The 19,372-nt window shown below is 44.8% G+C and carries 17 protein-coding genes; 9 read left to right on the forward strand and 8 right to left on the reverse strand.

Translation table 11 applies throughout. From position 1 onward, the window contains the following. Positions 1-158 precede the first annotated feature (158 nt). Genes QYT14_RS04385 through dnaN form a run of 6 tightly spaced genes read right to left on the reverse strand, consistent with a single transcriptional unit; the run spans position 159 to position 7,426 of the window. Positions 159-1,862 (reverse strand): serine protease, encoded by a 1,704-nt coding sequence (locus QYT14_RS04385; protein WP_237037930.1) that lies wholly within the window; start codon positions 1,860-1,862, stop codon positions 159-161. 16 nt (positions 1,863-1,878) lie between these two features. Continuing rightward, a complete protein-coding gene (gene rlmB / locus QYT14_RS04390) occupies positions 1,879-2,631 on the reverse strand; it encodes a 23S rRNA (guanosine(2251)-2'-O)-methyltransferase RlmB (RefSeq protein WP_237037929.1) in 753 nt (250 codons plus the stop codon). Between the two features lie 5 nt (positions 2,632-2,636). Next, positions 2,637-4,301, reverse strand: coding sequence for a DNA repair protein RecN (recN, locus tag QYT14_RS04395; RefSeq protein ID WP_237037928.1), 1,665 nt, complete (start codon positions 4,299-4,301; stop codon positions 2,637-2,639). Between the two features lie 7 nt (positions 4,302-4,308). Next, positions 4,309-5,502 (reverse strand): bifunctional phosphopantothenoylcysteine decarboxylase/phosphopantothenate--cysteine ligase CoaBC, encoded by a 1,194-nt coding sequence (coaBC, locus tag QYT14_RS04400; RefSeq protein WP_288324177.1) that lies wholly within the window; start codon positions 5,500-5,502, stop codon positions 4,309-4,311. After that, positions 5,499-6,275: a 3'-5' exonuclease gene (locus QYT14_RS04405; protein ID WP_237037926.1), complete on the reverse strand. Its 777-nt coding sequence runs from the start codon at positions 6,273-6,275 to the stop codon at positions 5,499-5,501. The genes coaBC and QYT14_RS04405 overlap by 4 nt, the downstream gene beginning before the upstream one ends. Before the next feature lie 26 nt (positions 6,276-6,301). Beyond that, positions 6,302-7,426: a DNA polymerase III subunit beta gene (gene dnaN, locus QYT14_RS04410; RefSeq protein ID WP_237037925.1), complete on the reverse strand. Its 1,125-nt coding sequence runs from the start codon at positions 7,424-7,426 to the stop codon at positions 6,302-6,304. Between the two features lie 155 nt (positions 7,427-7,581). Between dnaN and QYT14_RS04415 the strand changes: the two genes are divergently transcribed. Next, on the forward strand, positions 7,582-7,959 hold the full coding sequence (locus QYT14_RS04415; protein ID WP_288324178.1) for a DUF3127 domain-containing protein: 378 nt from the start codon (positions 7,582-7,584) through the stop codon (positions 7,957-7,959). Between the two features lie 278 nt (positions 7,960-8,237). Here QYT14_RS04415 and QYT14_RS04420 read toward each other — a convergent pair whose 3' ends face one another. After that, positions 8,238-9,383, reverse strand: a complete 1,146-nt coding sequence (locus QYT14_RS04420; RefSeq protein WP_288324179.1) for a hypothetical protein — start codon at positions 9,381-9,383, stop codon at positions 8,238-8,240. 134 nt (positions 9,384-9,517) lie between these two features. Between QYT14_RS04420 and QYT14_RS04425 the strand changes: the two genes are divergently transcribed. Together QYT14_RS04425 and QYT14_RS04430 are read left to right on the forward strand one after the other, a co-directional pair. Further along, a complete protein-coding gene (locus QYT14_RS04425) occupies positions 9,518-9,670 on the forward strand; it encodes a hypothetical protein (protein ID WP_288324180.1) in 153 nt (50 codons plus the stop codon). Between the two features lie 266 nt (positions 9,671-9,936). After that, positions 9,937-10,821, forward strand: coding sequence for an Rpn family recombination-promoting nuclease/putative transposase (locus QYT14_RS04430; RefSeq protein ID WP_288324201.1), 885 nt, complete (start codon positions 9,937-9,939; stop codon positions 10,819-10,821). Positions 10,822-11,236: 415 nt separating this feature from the next. Here QYT14_RS04430 and rho read toward each other — a convergent pair whose 3' ends face one another. After that, entirely contained in the window at positions 11,237-13,237 is a 2,001-nt protein-coding gene (gene rho, locus QYT14_RS04435; protein ID WP_237037922.1) for a transcription termination factor Rho, read from the reverse strand. A gap of 414 nt (positions 13,238-13,651) precedes the next feature. On the opposite strand from rho, the gene QYT14_RS04440 reads away from it, so the two are divergent. The 6 genes from QYT14_RS04440 to abc-f all read left to right on the forward strand — a co-directional run bounded on the left by QYT14_RS04440 (position 13,652) and on the right by abc-f (position 19,313). Beyond that, a complete protein-coding gene (locus QYT14_RS04440; RefSeq protein WP_237037921.1) occupies positions 13,652-14,029 on the forward strand; it encodes a RidA family protein in 378 nt (125 codons plus the stop codon). A gap of 166 nt (positions 14,030-14,195) precedes the next feature. Then, positions 14,196-15,401, forward strand: coding sequence for a hypothetical protein (locus QYT14_RS04445; RefSeq protein WP_288324181.1), 1,206 nt, complete (start codon positions 14,196-14,198; stop codon positions 15,399-15,401). A 16-nt stretch (positions 15,402-15,417) separates the two neighbouring features. After that, positions 15,418-16,200 carry an MBL fold metallo-hydrolase gene (locus tag QYT14_RS04450; protein WP_288324182.1) on the forward strand — a complete coding sequence of 261 codons (783 nt, stop codon included), beginning with the start codon at positions 15,418-15,420 and terminating at the stop codon, positions 16,198-16,200. Between the two features lie 6 nt (positions 16,201-16,206). Beyond that, a complete protein-coding gene (locus QYT14_RS04455) occupies positions 16,207-16,584 on the forward strand; it encodes a VOC family protein (RefSeq protein ID WP_237037919.1) in 378 nt (125 codons plus the stop codon). Between the two features lie 23 nt (positions 16,585-16,607). Further along, positions 16,608-17,438: a DUF3805 domain-containing protein gene (locus QYT14_RS04460; protein ID WP_237037918.1), complete on the forward strand. Its 831-nt coding sequence runs from the start codon at positions 16,608-16,610 to the stop codon at positions 17,436-17,438. Between the two features lie 6 nt (positions 17,439-17,444). Then, complete coding sequence (gene abc-f / locus QYT14_RS04465; protein ID WP_288324183.1) at positions 17,445-19,313, forward strand: ribosomal protection-like ABC-F family protein; 1,869 nt, start codon at positions 17,445-17,447, stop codon at positions 19,311-19,313. Positions 19,314-19,372 lie beyond the last annotated feature (59 nt).

Genomic DNA, 19,372 nt, shown 5'->3' on the forward strand with positions numbered 1-19,372 from the left:
CCCTGCCCCTACAGCTGACGATTGGATAGGCTGGTTTAGTTTTGACACACTCCCAATTTTTAGGTTATGAGAGTTTAGACACATTTATGCTTTCAAGAAGGACTCTGTCTATGTGGCGCAAATTGCACAGACATAGATGCGGGGAGTTTCTTTTCTTTTTATTTGCAGTATTTCTGAATCAGGCCATCCACTACAGTGTCTCCTAATTCTTTTGCTTTGGCAAAGTTTGTACAAGCCTCTTTACTGTTTTTCTGCTGCACCTGACAGTAGCCCAGCATACGATATGCTGCGGCTGCTTTAGAATCAAGGGAAATTGCTTTCTTCAATGCTTCTACCGCTTCATTAAACTGTCCTACACGCAGATGAACGGAGCCCTTTTCTATCCACATCTCTACATCCTCAGGAGACATTTCTACCGCTTTATTGATGTCATTGATAGCTTGTTGATACATTTTACATTGAATTTCGGCTTGCTCGCGTTGTAAGAAGAAAGCAGCGGTAACACGACCGCCTATGGCATCGTAGAACTCGTCATAGTCGACCACTGCTTCACGATATTTGCCCATTTGTGCTTTCATCTCAGCGCGTTCGTAAAAATACGGCGCGGCTTCGGATGTATAAGGGGGAGTGAAACGGACAATGGCGCTATCCATTAGAGCAATCACTTCATTCATGTCAGTTCCTTCTATCAATTGTTTGGTTTTGGCAGCCGAATAGAAGGTGGCGGCAGATGCCAAGGGAGTCTGATTTACTTTCTCATAGCTCTTGTATGCGTCTGGATAGTTGCGCATTGCAAATAAAATATCACCCTCTAGCTGACTGTAAACCGGCTGTGCATCTGTTGCGATAGCTTCGCGGATGATATTCAGTGCTTTGTCGTAACTCCAGTCTCCGTATGCTTTTTTGCCTTCTTCAAGGTTGATGCAGTAAGAGTAAATCATCTTAGCTACATTATATTGTCCTTCTGTTTTATTGTCTGATACGTCTATAGCCTTTTTCAAGTCGGCTTCGGCTAATGCGTTGTGTTCATCATCTCCGATATTCATATAATAGCTTGCTCGGCGTGTATACCCTTCGGTGCTGTTGGGATATGCTTGTAAAAAGTCATTTAGAGTTGCCAGATAGTCTTTGGCATCCATTCGTGATAAAGACATATAAAGATATACCAAGGCTTGGTCTTCTGTTTCGGGCAATGCCTTTGCGATACCTATCTTGTTCAGGTTGATGTCATTGGCGGATAAGGCGGAAATGCTTAATGATTCACCGTATGACGCACCGATGGCATAGCTTTCTTTATCTTCCTCGGATGCACTTTTCTGAATCAGTCCCAGTACTTCACCATTCGCATTCATGATGGGGCAGCTTACAGTTTTGTCACTCGTGGTCATTGTCAGTGTGTAATAGTAAGCTTTGTCGGCAATGGTATCTACTTTGGCCACTTTACCGGTTTGGCAGGTAGCAGCTTTCTGTGTGGAGTAGGGGAGTAGATAAACAGTTTCTCCTACTGTGGCAGGCTGTTCCGCTACTTTCAAGGCAATTGTTTTTTTGTCGGCCTCTGTGCGGAATTTAATGACATCATACATTGAATTTGCACCGGCAATGCGTGTCACAGGCAGTTCTTTGCCGTCAGCATTGATGATGACAGCGCGTTCTGCTCCTTCGAATAAGGAGTAATCAGACAGGGCCGTACCGTTGTTGTTGATATAAAAACCATTACCGGTATTTTTAATTTTATTGTCTTTATCGTAAGTCACGATAGAGAAAACAGCTTTCTTGGCTTTGTCGGCCCATTTTGGAGTGTCTTGGGCATGGACCAATTGGATGGCCATGCAACACATCAGAATCAAAAGTACTTTCTTCATGATATAGTTTTTATTGTTATTCTTCTGTAGAAAAACCACGTTGCTTCACTGCTTCATAAATCAGGATACCTGCGGCAACAGATACGTTTAATGATTCAATCTTACCCAACAACGGAATTTTAATCCATTCGTCACACAATGACAAATGCTCGTAAGGTACACCTGTATCTTCAGCTCCCATAATGATACAAACAGGGTCTTTATAGTTGGCTTTGGTATAGTCATAATCACCCTTTTCGGTGGCTGCAACAATCTTGAAACCACTGTTCTTCAGAAATTTGATGGTTTCGGTCAGGCTTTGTTCGCGGCAGACAGGCAACGTATGCAAGGCTCCGGCAGAGGTCTTCATGGCATCTGCATTGACACTGACACTGTTCTTGGCAGGAATGATAATTGCATCCACTCCGGCACATTCGCACGTGCGGGCAATCGCGCCGAAGTTGCGCACGTCGGTAATGCCGTCCAGCATGATAAGTAACGGATTTTTTCCTTGTTCAAAAAGAAAAGGAACGACATCTTCTGTTTTCTGGTAAGTTATGGCGGAAATAAAAGCCACAACACCCTGATGGTTTTTGCGGGTGATACGGTTGATGCGTTCCACCGGTACGCGCTGTACAGGAATCATTTTACCTTTCAACTCGGCAAACAATTCTTTGGAGAGTTCGCTTTGTATGTCTCTTTTTACTAATATTTTGTCTATCTCTTTTCCGGCTTGAATGGCCTCGATAACGGCACGTACACCGAAAATCATTTCATTTTTCTCTGTCATATTCTTTATTTATATCCTAATAAAACTTTTGCGTTGTTCAGCGCAGCATCCGTCAGGGTGGCTCCACTCAACATGTTTGCTATTTCTTTCACTCGTTCTTCGTCAGTCAATCGGCGTATATGGCTGTTGGTGCCGGTGTCGGTATCTTCTTTGTATACTTTATAATGTGTGATGCCTCTGGCTGCTATTTGCGGCAGATGGGTGATGCTGATTACCTGTCGGTTTTGATTTCCCATTTCTTCCATGATGAGTGCCATCTTTTCGGCGATGGAGCCTGATACTCCGGTGTCTATTTCATCGAAGATGATGGTGGGGAGTTTTACGGCTCCGGCTATCATTGCTTTCAGAGATAGCATGACACGCGCGATTTCACCACCGGAAGCAACGGAAGCCACATTTTGCAATGTTCCGTTTTTGTTGGCTGAAAACAAGAAAGTGACGCTGTCCATTCCTTTGGAGTCCGGCTCTTTCCGAGGGGTAAGTTCTACCATGAAACGCACGTTGGGCATGCCTAGAGGCACCAGCAGTGATTGCATTTGTTTTTCTATATCCTTACCGGCCTGCGTACGTCGTTCGGTCAATATCTTGGCCTGTTCCAACACCTTATTGTATAAAGTGTCCTTTTGTGCTGTCAGCTGTGCTATACGGTCATCAAAAGAGGTGATGGCATTGAGTCGTTCCCGATAATCATCTGTCAGGGCAATTAATTCTTCGATGGTTTGCACGTGATGTTTTTGTTGCAAAGAATAAATAAGGTTCAGCCGTTCGTTTACAAAATCGAGACGGTTAGGGTTAAACTCTATTTCTTCTTGCGCGCCGGCAATGTCGTGCGATAAATCTTTCAGCTCTATATAGCAACTGTCCAGTCTGTTCATCCATTCTTGTGCCGGAGCATATACTTTCGCAATACTTTGCAGGGTTTGCATGCACTCTTTGGTGGCGGAAAGCAGACTTCCTTCATCCGAAGACATGATTTGGTCTACCTTATACAGTCCTGCTTTTATATCCTCGGCATGGCTTAATGTTTCAGCTTCCTGTTCCAGTTCCGTTTGTTCGCCTTCCCGCAGTTCCGCTTCGTCCAGTTGTTCCAGTTGGAAGCGGATATAATCTTCGTCCTGACGGCTTTTTTCAGCTTGAGCGATAAAGTCCGCCAATTGTCTGCAGGTGTTTTTATACTCTGCATAGAGATTTTTATAGGAGAGGAGCTCTTGTTCGTCATGTGCCAGTATGTCGAGCACGTTCATTTGGAACTCTTCGTGGTTCAACAGCAAGTTCTGGTGCTGACTGTGCACGTCTATTAGTTTTTCTCCCAGTTCTTTCATCTGTACCAGTGAGGCCGGTGTGTCATTGATAAAGGCGCGGCTTTTTCCCGAAGCATAAAGTTCGCGACGTATGATACACTCATCGGAATCATATTCCATATCGTTTTCGATAAAGAAGGGCTCCATCTGATAGGCCGAAATACTGAAGCGGGCTTCTACGATACACTTATTGGCGCCTTTTTTGATTGCTTTGATATCGGCCCTTTGTCCGAGCAACAGGCCGATAGCACCCAGAATAATAGATTTACCCGCACCTGTTTCTCCGGTGATGACCGAAAAGCCGGGGGTAAAACTGATATCGAGCGTATCAATTAATGCATAATTCTGTATATAGATAGATTGCAACATATCTTTTTTAGTTCCTTACCAGTTTATCTATAATGTCACATGCCACTTCCCGTTTGCTTTTCAGGGGATAGTCAGTGGCTCCTTGGCGGTCGATGATTGTTATCTTGTTCGTATCACAACGAAATCCGGCTCCTTTGTCGTTCAGCGAATTAAGTACAATGAAATCAAAGTTCTTGCGTTCCAGCTTTCCTTGTGCATTCTGCCGTTCGTCATTTGTCTCCAGTGCGAAACCCACCAGCTTTTGTCCCGGTTTTTTCTGTTTTCCCAATGAAGCAGCGATGTCCTGTGTCGGTTTCAGTTGCAGCACCAAGTTGTCCTTTTCTCTTTTAATTTTATGGTCGGCTATATGTTCCGGTGTGAAGTCGGCTACGGCAGCACATAAAATTCCGGCATCCGCATCGGCAAATTCACGGCTGGCAGCTTCATACATTTCGCCGGCGCTTTCCACATCGATACGGTGAATGCGGGGATGCTTTGCATTCAGCATGACAGGGCCGCTCACCAGAATTACATTGGCTCCGCGTGCAGCACATTCCTCTGCCAATGCAAATCCCATTTTCCCCGAAGAATAGTTGCCGATGAATCGCACCGGATCTATTTTTTCGTATGTGGGACCGGCAGTGATAACGATTTTCTTTCCGGCCAAATCCTGTTGCTGTTCAAAGAATTTTTCCAGTTCCCCTATGATTTTTTCCGGTTCCTCCATTCTTCCTTTGCCTACCAAGTGGCTTGCCAGCTCCCCTTCTCCTGGTTCGATGATATGATTCCCATACGAGCGCAATGTGTCCAGATTCCGTTGGGTGGAAGGGTGCGCAAACATATCCAAGTCCATGGCCGGTGCTACAAAGACAGGCGCTTTCATTGACAGGTAGGTTGTAATCAGCATATTGTCGGCTATTCCGTTTGCCATCTTTCCGATGGTGGATGCTGTTGCGGGAGCTATCACCATGGCATCAGCCCATAAGCCCAAGTCCACATGGCTGTTCCAGGTGCCGTCCCGTTGTGCGAAGAACTCGCTGATGACAGGTTTGCTTGTCAGTGCCGACAAGGTGATGGGAGTGATGAACTCTTTTCCTGCCGGCGTGATTACCACTTGCACTTCCGCTCCCTTTTTGATAAGGCCTCGAATGAGTATAGCCGCTTTGTAGGCGGCTATACTTCCGGTTATACCTAGTACGATTTTCTTTCCTTTCATGTTCATTTAGTCAGTCCGGATTCGCGTAGTCTGATTTTAGTCAATACGTTTTTGGTGTTCAGCGTGAAGTCGCCGTTTAGAATCCAGCTATAGTAACCGGGGTCTTTTTGCAGCACTTCGCTGACCGACATTCCTTTGTATTTGCCGAAATTGAATACTTCCACACCTTTCTCGTCATATACGATACGTCCGGCAAAATCTACATTTTTGTTGAAACTGGAGTATTCTGCCAGGAATGCCATATCATTCTGCAAGTCCTCGGGATAGCGGTCCAGTTGCGCTTTCAGCACTTCGTAAGTAGCGCGGGTATCTGCCTCAGCAGTGTGGGCGTCTTCCAGATTCTTTTGGCAATAAAACTTATAGGCAGCCGATAAAGTCCGTTGTTCCAGCTTGTGATAAATCACCTGCACATCGATGAACTTGCGTTTCATCATGTCGATATCCACTCCGGCGCGAAGGAACTCTTCTGCCAGGACTGGTATATCGAAGCGGTTGGAGTTGAATCCTGCCAAGTCGCAACCCTCGATATCGCGTGCAATCTCTTTGGCCACTTCCTTGAAAGTCGGACAGTCGGCCACATCCTCATCATAGATGCCATGTATAGCCGATGACTGTTCGGGGATATGCATTTCGGGGTTGATACGCATGGTTTTGGCTTCTTCATTGCCGTTTGGAGATACTTTCAGATAGCATATTTCCACTATTCTGTCAGCGTTTATATTAGTCCCGGTTGTCTCTAAGTCAAAGAAGACAATCGGGTTTCTCAAATTCAATTTCATTCTGTTTCGAGTTGTTATTATTATATTTAGTCATTCAGCATCATAGGCATCAGCAGCATCAGCACGTCTTCATTCTCTTCCTGTTCGGCAGGAACGATGACACCTGCGCGTGACGGGTCTGCCAATTCTACAATTACCTCTTGGGCAGTCAGGTTGTTCAGAATGTCAATCAGGAAAGTCGATTTGAAACCGATGCTCATGGCGTTTCCTGCATATTGGCAAATCAGTGTTTCTTCTGCCGATGTAGAGAAGTCAATATCCTGTGCCGAAATCTGTATTTGGTTTTCGCTGAGGCGTAACTTAATCAAACTGCTTGCCTGCGAAGAGAAAACAGATACGCGGCGCAAAGCGCTGATAAGCATCTGCCTGTCAATAGTCACTTTATGCGGGTTATCTTGCGGGATGACGGAATTGTAGTTCGGGTAGCGTCCTTCAATCAAGCGGCATACCATTCTGTAATTCTCCAAAGTGAATACGGCGTTACGGTCATCGAAATCGATTTGCACATCGCCTTGTTCTTTCGGCAGAAGGTTCTTCAGCAGGGTCGCCGGTTTTTTGGGCAGGATAAAAGCGGCCTTTTCATCACCGTGAGCCACAAAAGTCTTGTTGCGCACCAGCTTATGGCCATCGGAAGCAACGAAAGTGATATCTTCGGTGGTGATATCGAAATAAATACCGTTCATCACGGGACGAAGCTCGTCATCGGCTGTTGCAAAAAGAGCGCGGTTGATGCCTCCCAGCATTACGGGTGCCCCTATCGTCACATGAACTGCATTGGCGCCCAGTGCGGGAGCCTGCGGATATTCATCTGCATTTTGTCCCATGAGGCTGTATTTACCGTTCTGATATTGTACGGTGATTTCCAGATTGTCTGTATTCACCTCAAAGGTCAGTGGTTGTTCCGGGATTTCTTTCAGGGCTTCGAGTATGGTTTTAGAAGAAACGGCAAAGCGTCCGTCACCGTCATTTTCAATCACTTCCAGAGAGGTGGACAGGGTTGTTTCACTGTCGGATGCTGTTAAGAATAGTGTTCCGTCTGTCAGCTCCATCAGGAAACAATCAAGGATGGGCAACGAGTTCTTAGAATTGATAACGCGGCTAATAGCCTGTAAATGACTGAATAATCCAGTACTTGAAACGATGAACTTCATAGTCTTATATTATTATAATTATATTCTTTAGTATATATCTCATTTAACTGCCAAAGTTACGAAAAGATTATGGTTTGCACGCAAAAAATGGCGAAAAAATTAGTTTACTCGCTAGGAAAAGCGTAATTTCGTGCCGGAAATTAAATTTTATCATAATGGAATTAGCAGGAAAAGTTATAGCGGTTCTCGAACCGAGAGGCGGAGTCTCAAAAACAGGAAATGAATGGAAAGTGCAGGAATACGTGATTGAAACACACGACCAGTATCCGCGTAAGATGTGTTTTGATGTATTTGGTGCAGACAAAATAGCTCAGTTTAATATTCAGGTGGGCGAAGAGCTGAATGTATATTTCGATGTTGATGCACGTGAGTGGAACGGACGTTGGTTCAATAGTATCCGTGCTTGGAAAGTGGACCGTGTGAGCGCTCAGGCTCCTGCAACTCTCGATGCTCCGTTCCCGCCGATGAATGCGGCTCCGGCAGCTCCGGTAGATTTCGCTTCAACAGACGAAAAGGACGATTTACCCTTTTAAGCATTCCGCTGAAAATATTAATAAATACAGAGCCGGTTAATTCTATGGAGAATTGACCGGTTTTTTGTTTTGGCATGTCAACAGCTTCTTTTCCGGTTAATATCACCGTTAATGCCTAAATTATGAAATAAATCTTTTCACATATTCAGGTCGCTTCGCCGTCCGTTGGATACGTATATATGCATAGGCTAACACGTATATACGTGTAGCCCCACGCGGACGTACGTGTAGCCTCACACGTACGTCCGCGTGAGGCGATGCTTACGTCCGTGTGAAAGTCACGGTTCGGAGCACTGGCCACCGGTGTTCATCCATTCTTTGGACAGGATGTTCCAGATGGCGGTATCGCAGGGTCGTGGCGGTGCATCCGCAGGAATCTCCACTTTCCCGTCTATGGGGTCGTCATAGTATCGGATGTCCTTGTCGGCATCTTTCCATTCGAATGGCGAGACGGGGCGGAATTCGCGGAGCTTTTTGCGGCGTTCCTCCAGGTTTTTCAGCAGCGTTTCACCCAGTTTCTGCGCGGCCTGCTGTATCAGTTTCTCTCCATACCGGGTCTTGATAAGGTTCTGCAACCAGATGATGCGTCCGTTGTGCGATGTTTTTGCGAACGTGGACTGGGCGTCGAAGTGGGGAATGAGGAACTCGTTTACCAGAATGACCAGTGCATCCAGTGCCCGCCGACGGGTGTAGTTGCGGTCGGTGGCGATGCGGTCGATAATCGGTACCAGTATTGCCTGCTTCTCTTTGGGATTGGCGTTGATTCTGTGGAAGAATTCTTTGGCGGATGAAGAAGCTTTTGGAGCTTCATCGCCGTGAGGCGTTCCGTCAGGATTTTCCAAAGGAATCTCTGAAAGATTTTTCGAAGGGTTTTCTGAAAGATTTTCCAATGAAATCTCCGAAGGAATCTCTGAAAGATTCTCTGAAGAATTTTCCAAAGAATTCTCCAAAGAATTCTCCAAAGAATTCTCCGAAGGAGATATATTATTATTTATATTATATAATATATTATTATCTGCAGTTGCTAAATTTGCAGCTGTAGTTGCCGGACTAGCAACTGTAGTTGCTGAACCGGCAACAGAATCTGTGTTTTGGGCAGTTCCTTTTTTCTGTACCTGTTGCCATAGTGGAGAGTAGAACCCAAGCAGTTTGCTATGGTTCTCATCCCAAACAAGTCCAAATGTACCGCACTTTCTGATATTTTCCAGTAGAATGGTCGTGTGTGTGGTTTTTAGGGATTGGCTGATTTGGTAAAAGTTGCGTAGAGGATAGATTCCTTCGGCAGTCATATACGGAGGTAATCCCAAATAGAGGTCGAGGAGTTTCAGACAGGCAGAGTCGCTGATTCCCCGGGCTTTCCATTGGTGAATCATTTTCTGTATTTCACAGATGGAAATGTTTTGTTTCAATGCTTTTTTAGCCATAACGAATTTTGTTTATAAGTTTGTTTCGTAAATATGGCGACAAGTTACAAAGGATAAAAATAACGCGTCTGTCCACTGTGGAAAGATAATTCACATATTATTGATATAGTTTGCAATATTTAATCAAAATAAATATGAAAGATAGAAACTTTAACACGAAAAAACTGGCTGAAAGCGTGAAAGCTTTGGTAAAAGCCGCCCATATCAAATATAGTCTGTTGATAAAAGGGCTTCACATGAGTGAATCTTATTTTTATAAGGTGATTAATGGCGAGCAGACGATTTAGATTTTTATGCTATCGTCATCCACTATGTCATCACGGAGTGTGAAGGTTGTGGCTTGGATGAAGTGATAGCGGCAGTGAAGCGCGAGTGGTGGAATGTGGTGATGGAATTACCTCTGTCTTGCCCGCATGAGCGAAGACGGACATGGCACCGGGGCAACTTGTTTTGGATATGAAGATTGATGTAGTGATAAAAAAACGTCCTTCACGATGAGAATATAGTCGTTTAATTTGTTATCTTTGCAATTAATAATCAAACTTCAATGGTCATGTTTACAGATGAATTTCCCGAAAGATATGTCAACCCCTATACCGATTTCGGATTCAAACTCCTTTTCGGCACCCCTATGAACAAAGACCTGCTGATAGATTTTCTTAACTCTCTGCTTCATTTGGAGCACGAGATAACGGATGTCACCTATCTGAATGCCGAGCATTTGGGCATGGCGGAGTTGGACCGAAAAGCAGTCTTTGACGTTTATTGCGAAAATACGGTAGGTGAGAAATTCATCGTTGAGATGCAGAAGGCGGGTCAGAAGTTCTTCAAGGACCGCAGCGTGTTTTATGCTTCTTTTCCTATTCGTGAGCAGGTCAAACGTGGCGACTGGAACTATGAATTGAAGGCTGTATACACTGTCGGTATTCTGAACTTTGTGTTTGATGAAGACCGTGATGATGAGAATTATTTCCACCATGAAGTGAAACTGATGGATATCCATCGCAAGGAGGTGTTTTATGACAAACTGACCTTTGTCTACTTGGAAATGCCCAAATTCCATAAGAGTGAGGACGAACTGGTTACACCGTTTGACAAGTGGATGTTTGTTTTGCACAATCTGTCCCGTTTGCTGGAACGCCCTGCCGCCTTGCAGGAACGTGTGTTTACCCGTCTTTTTGAGGCTGCCGAGATAGCGAGGTTTACTCCTCAGAAACGGATGGAATATGAAGAAAGTTTGAAGGCTTATCGCGACTTGACCAATGTGATTGATACGGCAAAATGGAAAGGGCATGAGGAAGGATTGCAGGAAGGATTACAGAAAGGTCGTGAACTGGAGCGTTTGTCCAATGTACGCAAAATGAAGGAAGAAGGGCTGGATAGTGCTGTTATTTCCCGAATCACAGGCTTGCCTGTGGATGTGATTGATGCTCTATAACTATAAATGAAGGAATGAATACATACAGGGGCGATGTTATATATCTTATCAGAAGCAAGGCTTGGGGAAGAACTGTATGAGTGGTTGGAACTTGTTGTAGATAACCGAAAGGGAAAAGTGACCGACAGTACGATTCGATAATGAGACCTGTTGCCAATGACCAATTATATGCTACAATCAGGCTTTACAAACAAGGAGTCGTTACGGTTGATGCAGCCATTGAAATGCTGAATTTTGTAGAAGCGATTGAAGTCTAGTTCTTGGAAATGCCCAAGTTTTATAATTATATCCCTTTTGTGGAAAATAATTTACCCCTTGTCATTATGACGCGAACAAACTGAAAAGGCCGCGTGCTCCGTTGGGGGATGCACGCGGCCTTTTTTTATAACGTATGTAAGAGGCTTTCGCCTGCTGTTTATGAATTCATGCTCATCAGGAATTCTTCATTGTCACGCGTATTTTCCAGACGGCTCTTTACAAAATCCATTGCTTCGATAGGGTTCATATCTGCCAGATACTTACGCAGAATCCACATACGGTCGAGGGTAGTCTTGTCGAGCAACAGGTCGTCGCGGCGGGTGCTGGATGCAACGATGTTGACGGCAGGGAAGATACGCTTGTTGCTGAGGTTGCGGTCGAGCTGCAACTCCATGTTACCTGTACCCTTGAATTCTTCGAAGATTACTTCATCCATCTTAGAACCGGTATCAATCAATGCGGTAGCGATAATGGTGAGTGAACCGCCGCCTTCGATGTTACGTGCGGCTCCGAAGAAACGTTTGGGCTTGTGCAAGGCATTGGCATCCACACCACCTGACAATACTTTACCCGATGCGGGAGAAACGGTATTGTATGCACGGGCCAACCGGGTGATAGAGTCGAGGAAAATCACGACATCGTGACCGCATTCTACCATGCGTTTTGCCTTTTCGAGCACGATACCTGCAATCTTCACGTGGCGTTCTGCCGGTTCGTCGAATGTAGAAGCGATAACTTCGGCATTAACGCTGCGCGCCATGTCGGTTACTTCTTCAGGACGTTCGTCAATAAGCAACATAATCATGTAGACTTCGGGGTGATTGGCAGCAATAGCATTGGCAATGTCTTTCATTAGGATGGTCTTACCGGTTTTGGGCTGAGCCACAATCAGTGCACGTTGTCCTTTACCGATGGGGGCGAACATATCTACTACACGCGCAGAAAGGTTGTCGCTGTAACCACCTTTGCAAAGTTTGAACTTTTCGTCGGGGAACAATGGAGTGAGGTGGTCGAAGGGAACGCGGTCGCGCACGAGTCCGGGGTCCAGACCATTAATCTTTTCTACTTTCACCAACGGGAAGTATTTTTCTCCTTCTTTGGGCGGACGGATAGAGCCTTCGACTACATCGCCTGTCTTCAGACCAAACAGTTTGATTTGCGACTGGGACACGTAAATATCATCCGGCGAAGAGAGGTAGTTGTAATCTGACGAACGGAGGAAACCATAACCGTCAGGCATAATTTCCAGAACACCGGTTCCGGTCAGGATGCCTTCAAATTCGTAAGGCTTTTCTACTGGCTTGCGTTCGGGGGCCTGTTGCTGTTGTGGAGCCTCCGGACCTTCTGCGTTGTTATTGTTGGCCGGACGTTGGTTACTGTAATTATTATTGTTGTTGCGCTGATTCGGATTGTTGTATCTCGGGTTTTGCTCACGCGGTTGACGCGGCTGGAATTTCGGGGCTGGAGTGGCAGCGGGAACAGGTGTTTCATTTTTGGTTGCTTCAAACTTTCCGAGTAATTCGGTAGGAAGTTCAACCTTTTCCGAGGGAAGGTCCTCGATGGGAATGAAGTCGTCTGCATCACTGTCGAAATCCAATTCGGGAAGAATTACTTCTTTTTCTTTCGGAGCAGCGGCTGCCGGAGCTTTCTGAGAGGTGGTGCCGTCAGTTTCTTCTGCTACTGCGTCAGGTTGTTTTTCCGTTTTGGCAGTAGTTTTATTCTTTGTACCCGGCTTGCGGCCTCTTTTCTTCGGTTCAGACTTTTCGACTGCTTCCGTTACTGTTTTTTCCTGAATGGGCTGAACTGTTTCAACTGCGGGAGCTACTCCTTTATCAGCTTCTTCTGCGATGGGTGCAGCCGTTGTCGGTGCAGTGTTTGCTTCCAGCTTTTGCGCTTTATCCTTGGTGGCAGTATACACTTTGTCACCTTCTTTTTTGACGCTGATGCGAGATCTTTTTTTAGGCTGGCTGTCTTTGCGGTCTTCGGTAGCTTTGGCCGCCGCTACTTTTTTAGTTGCTCCGACTATTGCTTGCTCGTCCAGAATCTTGTAAACGAGTTCTTCTTTCTTCAGAGACTCTGTTTTGGTGATACCCAACTCTTTGGCGATTGATTGTAATTCTGACAAGTCTTTGTCGTTTAATTGAATGATGTTATACATATAGTATATGTTATTAGTAAAATGTTTCTTTTTTATTATGTAATCAGGGCACGCAACCGACACATGAAATGCCTTGAAATCGCAGCTCATCATTTATGATTACGGGATTTAATATGTTATAGATATTATATCGGAATGTAAACGAGACTTGCCAGATTGGTAAGTTCTGCGTTTACCGATGCAAATGTAGTTGTTTTTTTTGAAAAACTCCTCAAAAGGGAGAAAAAAATGCCGTTTTTTTTAAATTAATAAAAAAACGAAGCTCCAAAAAATCTACTTTTGTTTCTATCGGTGCCGATGTTAAATGAACGTAAAAAAAAGTCAGATTGTTTAGTCATATCTGCACTTTATAGCAAAAAAAGTGCTAATTTAGCCCGTCAAAATTTGATTTTAATTATTAAAACATTGATAAACATGAAAAAAGTGATTTTTACTGAGAAAGCTCCTGCTGCTATAGGACCTTATAGCCAGGCAATTGAGGCTAATGGTATGGTATTTCTCTCAGGTCAGTTGCCTGTAGACCCTGCTACCGGTGAGTTTGTTCCGGGAGGAGTTGCCGAACAGACTGCCCAAGCTTTTGAAAATATCAAGAATGTGTTGGCTGCAGCCGGTTTGACTACTGCAAATATTGTAAAGACGACTGTCTTTCTGGCGGATATGTCTTTATTTGCAGAAATGAATGCTGTTTACGCCAACTATTTTGAAGGTGATTTTCCTGCTCGTTCTGCAGTAGCGGTTAAGGCATTGCCGAAAGGTGCATTGGTGGAAATTGAAAGCATCGCTGCAAGATAAAAAGCGGGCGGATATGCCTTTCGAAAAGATGTCGGCTCTCTAACGTACAACTGTCATTCTGCCTGTCATAGGGGAGGGATGTTTCTCCCCTATGACAGGTGTAAGTTTTAGCCTGATGACGGTTATGGCATTCGGTTTCGTGCCGGAATTAAATTGATTAATGAATATGAGGAAAGTAAATCTGAAAAAACTCGATAGGTGGCAGTGGTCGACCATTGTGCTATCCGTCATTCTGGTGATGTCTTTTTCTGTATTTGTCTATCACTATGAGCCGTTTCGGAGCGGTTTTGAGATAACAGACCAATTAGGCGGCAATGTGTTTCCGGCTACTATACTTTCTACGGCTACCACGGATGGAAACCTGATTGTTCCTGCTGATTCCGACTATATCGGCAACCCGAAGTCGGGTATCGCCATTCGTATAAAAAACAGCTATGCCAACAGCAAATTGCGCATAGAAGTGGCTGAGACTCCTTTCTTTTCTGAATCTGTTTCCGAATTTATCTTGCCCAAGTCCGGCAAGGAATATCTTGTTTTTCCCGACATCATCTGGAACTATCAGGCTTTGCGTGACAATAATCAGGCAGTGCCCGTTAGCATATCTGTAAAGGCGGAACTCAACGGAAAGAAATTGCCCCAACGATTGAAAACCATTTCCATGCGGAGTATCAACGAGTGTCCGCTTGGCTATGTAGACGATAGAATGAAATTTCACGATACAGGCGAGTTCTTTGCTGCTTATGTGAACGAGGAGCATCCGCAGATAGACAAACTCTTGCGTGAGGCACTGGATACGCGTCTGGTCAATCGCTTTCTGGGGTATCAGGGAAATGCGAGTCAGGCCGAGAATGTAGACAGACAGGTCTATGCCTTGTGGAATGTATTGCAGAAACGTAACTTCAAATACAGCTCCACCACCAACAGCAGTTTGTCATCGAATGTGGTTTATACCCAGCGTGTGCGCACATTGGACGATGCGCTGGAGTCTTCGCAGATAAATTGTGTAGACGGGAGCGTGTTGTTTGCCTCATTACTCAAGGCTATAAACATCAATCCTATATTGGTGCGTATCCCCGGGCATATGTTTGTGGGCTATTATACGGACAAGAGTCACACCGATATGAATTTTCTGGAGACAACGATGATTGGGGATGTGAATTTGGACGATTTCTTTCCCGATGAAAAACTGGATTCTACCATGGTGGGGAAATCGCAGAACCAAATGTCGAAACTGACCTATGAGAAATCAAAGGAATATGCCAATAGGAAATATAGGGAAAATGACTCGCTTATCCATTCGGGAAAAGTGAATTATATGTTTCTGGAGATAGACAAGAAGACGCGTGCGCAGGTACAACCTATTGGCAAGTAAGTTTGTTGTAAGAGGTATGGAACTAGTTTATATTTATCATAGCGGATTTGCTCTGTTGGGCGATGGTTATACCGTTATCATGGATTATTACCGTGACACGGAGGACAAGCAGGCGGAAGCTGCCCTGCGCAGGTTGATGAATGAACAGCCTGAAGAACCTGTGGTGACACCCGAACGGGGAAGGGTGCATGATGAACTCTTGCACCGTCCCGGAAAGTTGTATGTGTTGGCCAGCCATTTCCATCCTGACCATTTCAATAAGGAAGTGCTGGAATGGAAGAAACAGCGACCGGACATCATCTATATCTTTTCGAAGGATATTCTGAAGCATAGAAGGGCGCAGAAAGAAGACGCCGTCTGGCTGAAAAAAGGAGAGGAGTATGCTGATGAAACTTTGTCGGTCAGGGCTTTCGGGTCTACAGACGTAGGAGTGTCTTTCCTGATAGAAACGGAGGGGAAGAAAATTTTCCATGCCGGAGACTTGAACAACTGGCATTGGATGGAAGAGAGTACGGAACAGGAATGGAAGGGATATGAAAAGAATTTCCTTCATGAACTGGATTATCTGTATGATTATACGCATGAACTGGATGTGGCAATGTTTCCTGTAGATTCGCGTCTGGGACGTGAATATATGAGAGGCCCCGAACAGTTTGTGAAGAAAATAAAAACAAATATCTTTGTACCGATGCATTTTGTGCCCGACTATGAGAAGGCAAATGCTTTCCGCACTTTGGCAGAAGCCCGCGGAACGCATTTTATAGCAATAAAGTATCCCGGACAGATTATAAAAATTTAAAGTAATATGAAAGTAAAAGGAAGATTTGACCATTTTAATATTGATGTAACGAATCTGGAACAAAGCATCCGGTTCTATGAAACGGCATTGGGACTACACGAAGCCAACCGCAAAGTAGCTGCCGACGGTTCTTTTATTCTGGTGTATATGGCTGATGACCATAGCAACTTCTTGTTGGAGCTGACCTGGTTACGTGACCATCCGCAGCCTTATGAACTGGGCGAAAATGAAAGCCACCTTTGTCTGCGTGTAGAAGGAGATTATGACGAAGTGCGTAAATTCCATAAAGAAATGGGGTGCGTATGTTATGAAAATACAGAGATGGGGCTATACTTCATCAATGATCCGGATGATTATTGGATTGAAATATTACCGGTAAGATAAATGAATATAAAAAGATAGAGACTATGAAATACATTGCTCCCGGCGGCTGGTTCTCGCTGGAATATCCTGCGGGCTGGCGCGAGTTTGAAGATACAGAAGAGAGTTTTTTGTTTTACGACCCCTACAAGTGGAGTGGTAACTTCCGCATCTCGGCTTATAAAGGTGCTGACGCAAACTATGGAACAGAATGTGTCAGATATGAATTGAAAGAAAATCCGGCTGCTAAGTTGACCCTGATAAGAGGGGCGCAAGCGTCTTACAGTGTGGATACCTTTCAGGAAGAAGGCGCTTGGTACACTTCTCATTTTTGGGTAATCGATTGTCGTGATATATGCCTGGAATGTTCTTTTACGACGGCTAAGGGCGGTGATAAGACTGTTGCCGATAATATAATCGGCAGCATAGAAGTACGCCGTGAAAATAAGGTTTATCCGAAAGAGGTTATTCCTATCCGCGTGCTTGAAATAGGCGAGGTGAACAGTGCTTATGAATGGGCTTCAAATACGATAAAGAAGCAGCTTACAAAAGACTTCTCTTCGCAGGAAGAAGATATCGAGAAGATTCAGGAGGTAATGGACAGCGGACGTTTCCAACCTCAGCAGCGTATGGCTTGGGAAAACTTCGGTGTAGCTTTCGGCACAATATTGGTCAATGAGATGGAGGGCATGGAATGGGTGACTGTGATAGATGGAAAGGAAGAATATCCGGCTCTACAGTTTATGAATTCCGATATGCTGATTAATCCTGCCGCTATGGTGTGGGACAAAGCGAAGAAGAACTTGCCTTGTGATTTGAAGGCTGAATTTAAGAAAATTAAGCGCGAAGCGGAAGCTGTGCTGGATGATATTAATTAAAAGAGAATGGTTCCATATTTACAGATAGACGGACTTACAAAATCGTTTGGTGATTTAGTCTTATTTAATCAAATCTCTTTGGGGGTCGCTGAAGGACAGCGTATCGGGCTGATAGCCAAGAACGGCAGCGGCAAGACTACATTGTTGAATATTATAGCCGGAAAGGAAGGTTATGATGAGGGCAGTATTGTGTTTCGCCGTGACCTGCGTGTGGGCTATTTGGAACAGGACCCTCACTACCCTGAAGAGCTGACCGTGCTTGAGGCGTGTTTCCATCACGGTAACACGACCGTGCAGCTTATCAAGGAATATGAAAGGTGCATGGAGACCGAAGGCAATCCGGGATTGGAGGACCTGTTGGCACGCATGGAACATGAAAAGGCATGGGATTATGAACGAAAGGCCAAACAGATTCTTTCGCAACTGAAAATCCGTGATTTCAATCAGCAGGTGAAACATCTCTCGGGAGGACAGCTCAAACGGGTCGCGTTGGCGAATGTGCTTATCACGGAGCCTGATTTCCTGATTTTGGATGAGCCTACCAATCATCTTGACCTTGATATGACGGAGTGGTTGGAAGATTTTCTGAGACGTGGCAATATCAGTCTTCTGATGGTGACTCACGACCGGTATTTCCTTGACCGTGTCTGCTCTGAAATTATCGAAATAGACAATAAGCAGGTCTATTCTTATAAAGGCAACTACAGTTATTATCTGGAAAAACGCCAAGAGCGCATTGAAGCGACAAATGCCGAAATAGCCCGTGCCAATAATTTATATCGTACGGAATTGGAATGGATGCGCCGTATGCCACAGGCACGCGGACACAAAGCCCGTTATCGCGAGGAGGCTTTCTATGAACTGGAGAAGGTGGCAAAGCAGCGCTTCAATGACGGTAATGTGAAACTGGAAATGAAGGCGTCTTATATCGGGTCGAAAATTTTTGAAGCCGATCATCTTTACAAAAGTTTTGGTGATTTAAAGATTCTGGACGATTTCTCTTACATCTTTGCCCGATACGAGAAGATGGGGATTGTGGGAAATAACGGTACGGGAAAATCTACCTTTATCAAGATTCTGATGGGCGAGCAGAAACCGGACAGCGGCACGATAGATATTGGCGAAACGGTGCGTTTCGGATATTATTCGCAGGATGGCTTACAATTTGATGAACAGATGAAGGTGATAGATGTGGTGCAGGATATTGCCGAAGTAATTGAACTGGGCAATGGTAAGCGCCTTACCGCTTCGCAGTTTCTTCAGCATTTTCTTTTTACACCTGAAACGCAGCACAGCTATGTGTATAAGTTGAGTGGGGGAGAGCGGCGCCGGCTTTATCTCTGTACGGTATTAATGCGTAATCCTAACTTTCTGGTACTGGACGAGCCAACCAATGACTTGGATATTATTACTTTGCAGGTGTTGGAAGAGTATCTTCAGAACTTTAAGGGCTGTGTGATTGTGGTGAGTCATGACCGTTACTTTATGGATAAGGTGGTAGACCATTTACTGGTGTTCAAGGGACAAGGCGATATCCGTGATTTTCCCGGCAACTATTCTGATTACCGTGACTGGCGCGAAGTGAAAGAGCAACGTGAGAAGGAAGCCGAGAAGCCGAAAGAAGAAAAAACGGCACGTGTACGGTTGAATGACAAACGCCGTATGACTTTCAAGGAAAAGAAGGAGTACGAGCAGTTGGAAAAGGAAATAGGCCAACTGGAGCAGGAAAAAGCGGATATAGAAGTTGCCCTTTGCAGTGGAACCTTGAGTGTGGAGGAACTGACTGAGAAATCGAAACGGTTGCCGGAACTGAATGATTTGATTGACGAAAAGTCCATGCGTTGGTTGGAGCTGAGCGAAATAGAAGAAGGCTAAGAAGACTTTTTTAAGACCTCAGTCCTTGTTCGGAAAGCTTTATACTATTGCCTGACTAG

This window comes from uncultured Phocaeicola sp. (assembly GCF_948499155.1).
GTDB lineage: Bacteria > Bacteroidota > Bacteroidia > Bacteroidales > Bacteroidaceae > Phocaeicola > Phocaeicola faecalis.

What these genes read in the sequence shown, in the direction of transcription:
- QYT14_RS04385 (WP_237037930.1), bottom strand. Translation starts at nt 1,862, where the DNA reads ATGAAGAAAGTACTTTTGATTCTGATGTGTTGCATGGCCATCCAATTG.
- rlmB (WP_237037929.1), bottom strand. Translation starts at nt 2,631, where the DNA reads ATGACAGAGAAAAATGAAATGATTTTCGGTGTACGTGCCGTTATCGAG.
- recN (WP_237037928.1), bottom strand. Translation starts at nt 4,301, where the DNA reads ATGTTGCAATCTATCTATATACAGAATTATGCATTAATTGATACGCTC.
- coaBC (WP_288324177.1), bottom strand. Translation starts at nt 5,502, where the DNA reads ATGAACATGAAAGGAAAGAAAATCGTACTAGGTATAACCGGAAGTATA.
- QYT14_RS04405 (WP_237037926.1), bottom strand. Translation starts at nt 6,275, where the DNA reads ATGAAATTGAATTTGAGAAACCCGATTGTCTTCTTTGACTTAGAGACA.
- dnaN (WP_237037925.1), bottom strand. Translation starts at nt 7,426, where the DNA reads ATGAAGTTCATCGTTTCAAGTACTGGATTATTCAGTCATTTACAGGCT.
- QYT14_RS04415 (WP_288324178.1), top strand. Translation starts at nt 7,582, where the DNA reads ATGGAATTAGCAGGAAAAGTTATAGCGGTTCTCGAACCGAGAGGCGGA.
- QYT14_RS04420 (WP_288324179.1), bottom strand. Translation starts at nt 9,383, where the DNA reads ATGGCTAAAAAAGCATTGAAACAAAACATTTCCATCTGTGAAATACAG.
- QYT14_RS04425 (WP_288324180.1), top strand. Translation starts at nt 9,518, where the DNA reads ATGAAAGATAGAAACTTTAACACGAAAAAACTGGCTGAAAGCGTGAAA.
- QYT14_RS04430 (WP_288324201.1), top strand. Translation starts at nt 9,937, where the DNA reads ATGTTTACAGATGAATTTCCCGAAAGATATGTCAACCCCTATACCGAT.
- rho (WP_237037922.1), bottom strand. Translation starts at nt 13,237, where the DNA reads ATGTATAACATCATTCAATTAAACGACAAAGACTTGTCAGAATTACAA.
- QYT14_RS04440 (WP_237037921.1), top strand. Translation starts at nt 13,652, where the DNA reads ATGAAAAAAGTGATTTTTACTGAGAAAGCTCCTGCTGCTATAGGACCT.
- QYT14_RS04445 (WP_288324181.1), top strand. Translation starts at nt 14,196, where the DNA reads ATGAGGAAAGTAAATCTGAAAAAACTCGATAGGTGGCAGTGGTCGACC.
- QYT14_RS04450 (WP_288324182.1), top strand. Translation starts at nt 15,418, where the DNA reads ATGGAACTAGTTTATATTTATCATAGCGGATTTGCTCTGTTGGGCGAT.
- QYT14_RS04455 (WP_237037919.1), top strand. Translation starts at nt 16,207, where the DNA reads ATGAAAGTAAAAGGAAGATTTGACCATTTTAATATTGATGTAACGAAT.
- QYT14_RS04460 (WP_237037918.1), top strand. Translation starts at nt 16,608, where the DNA reads ATGAAATACATTGCTCCCGGCGGCTGGTTCTCGCTGGAATATCCTGCG.
- abc-f (WP_288324183.1), top strand. Translation starts at nt 17,445, where the DNA reads ATGGTTCCATATTTACAGATAGACGGACTTACAAAATCGTTTGGTGAT.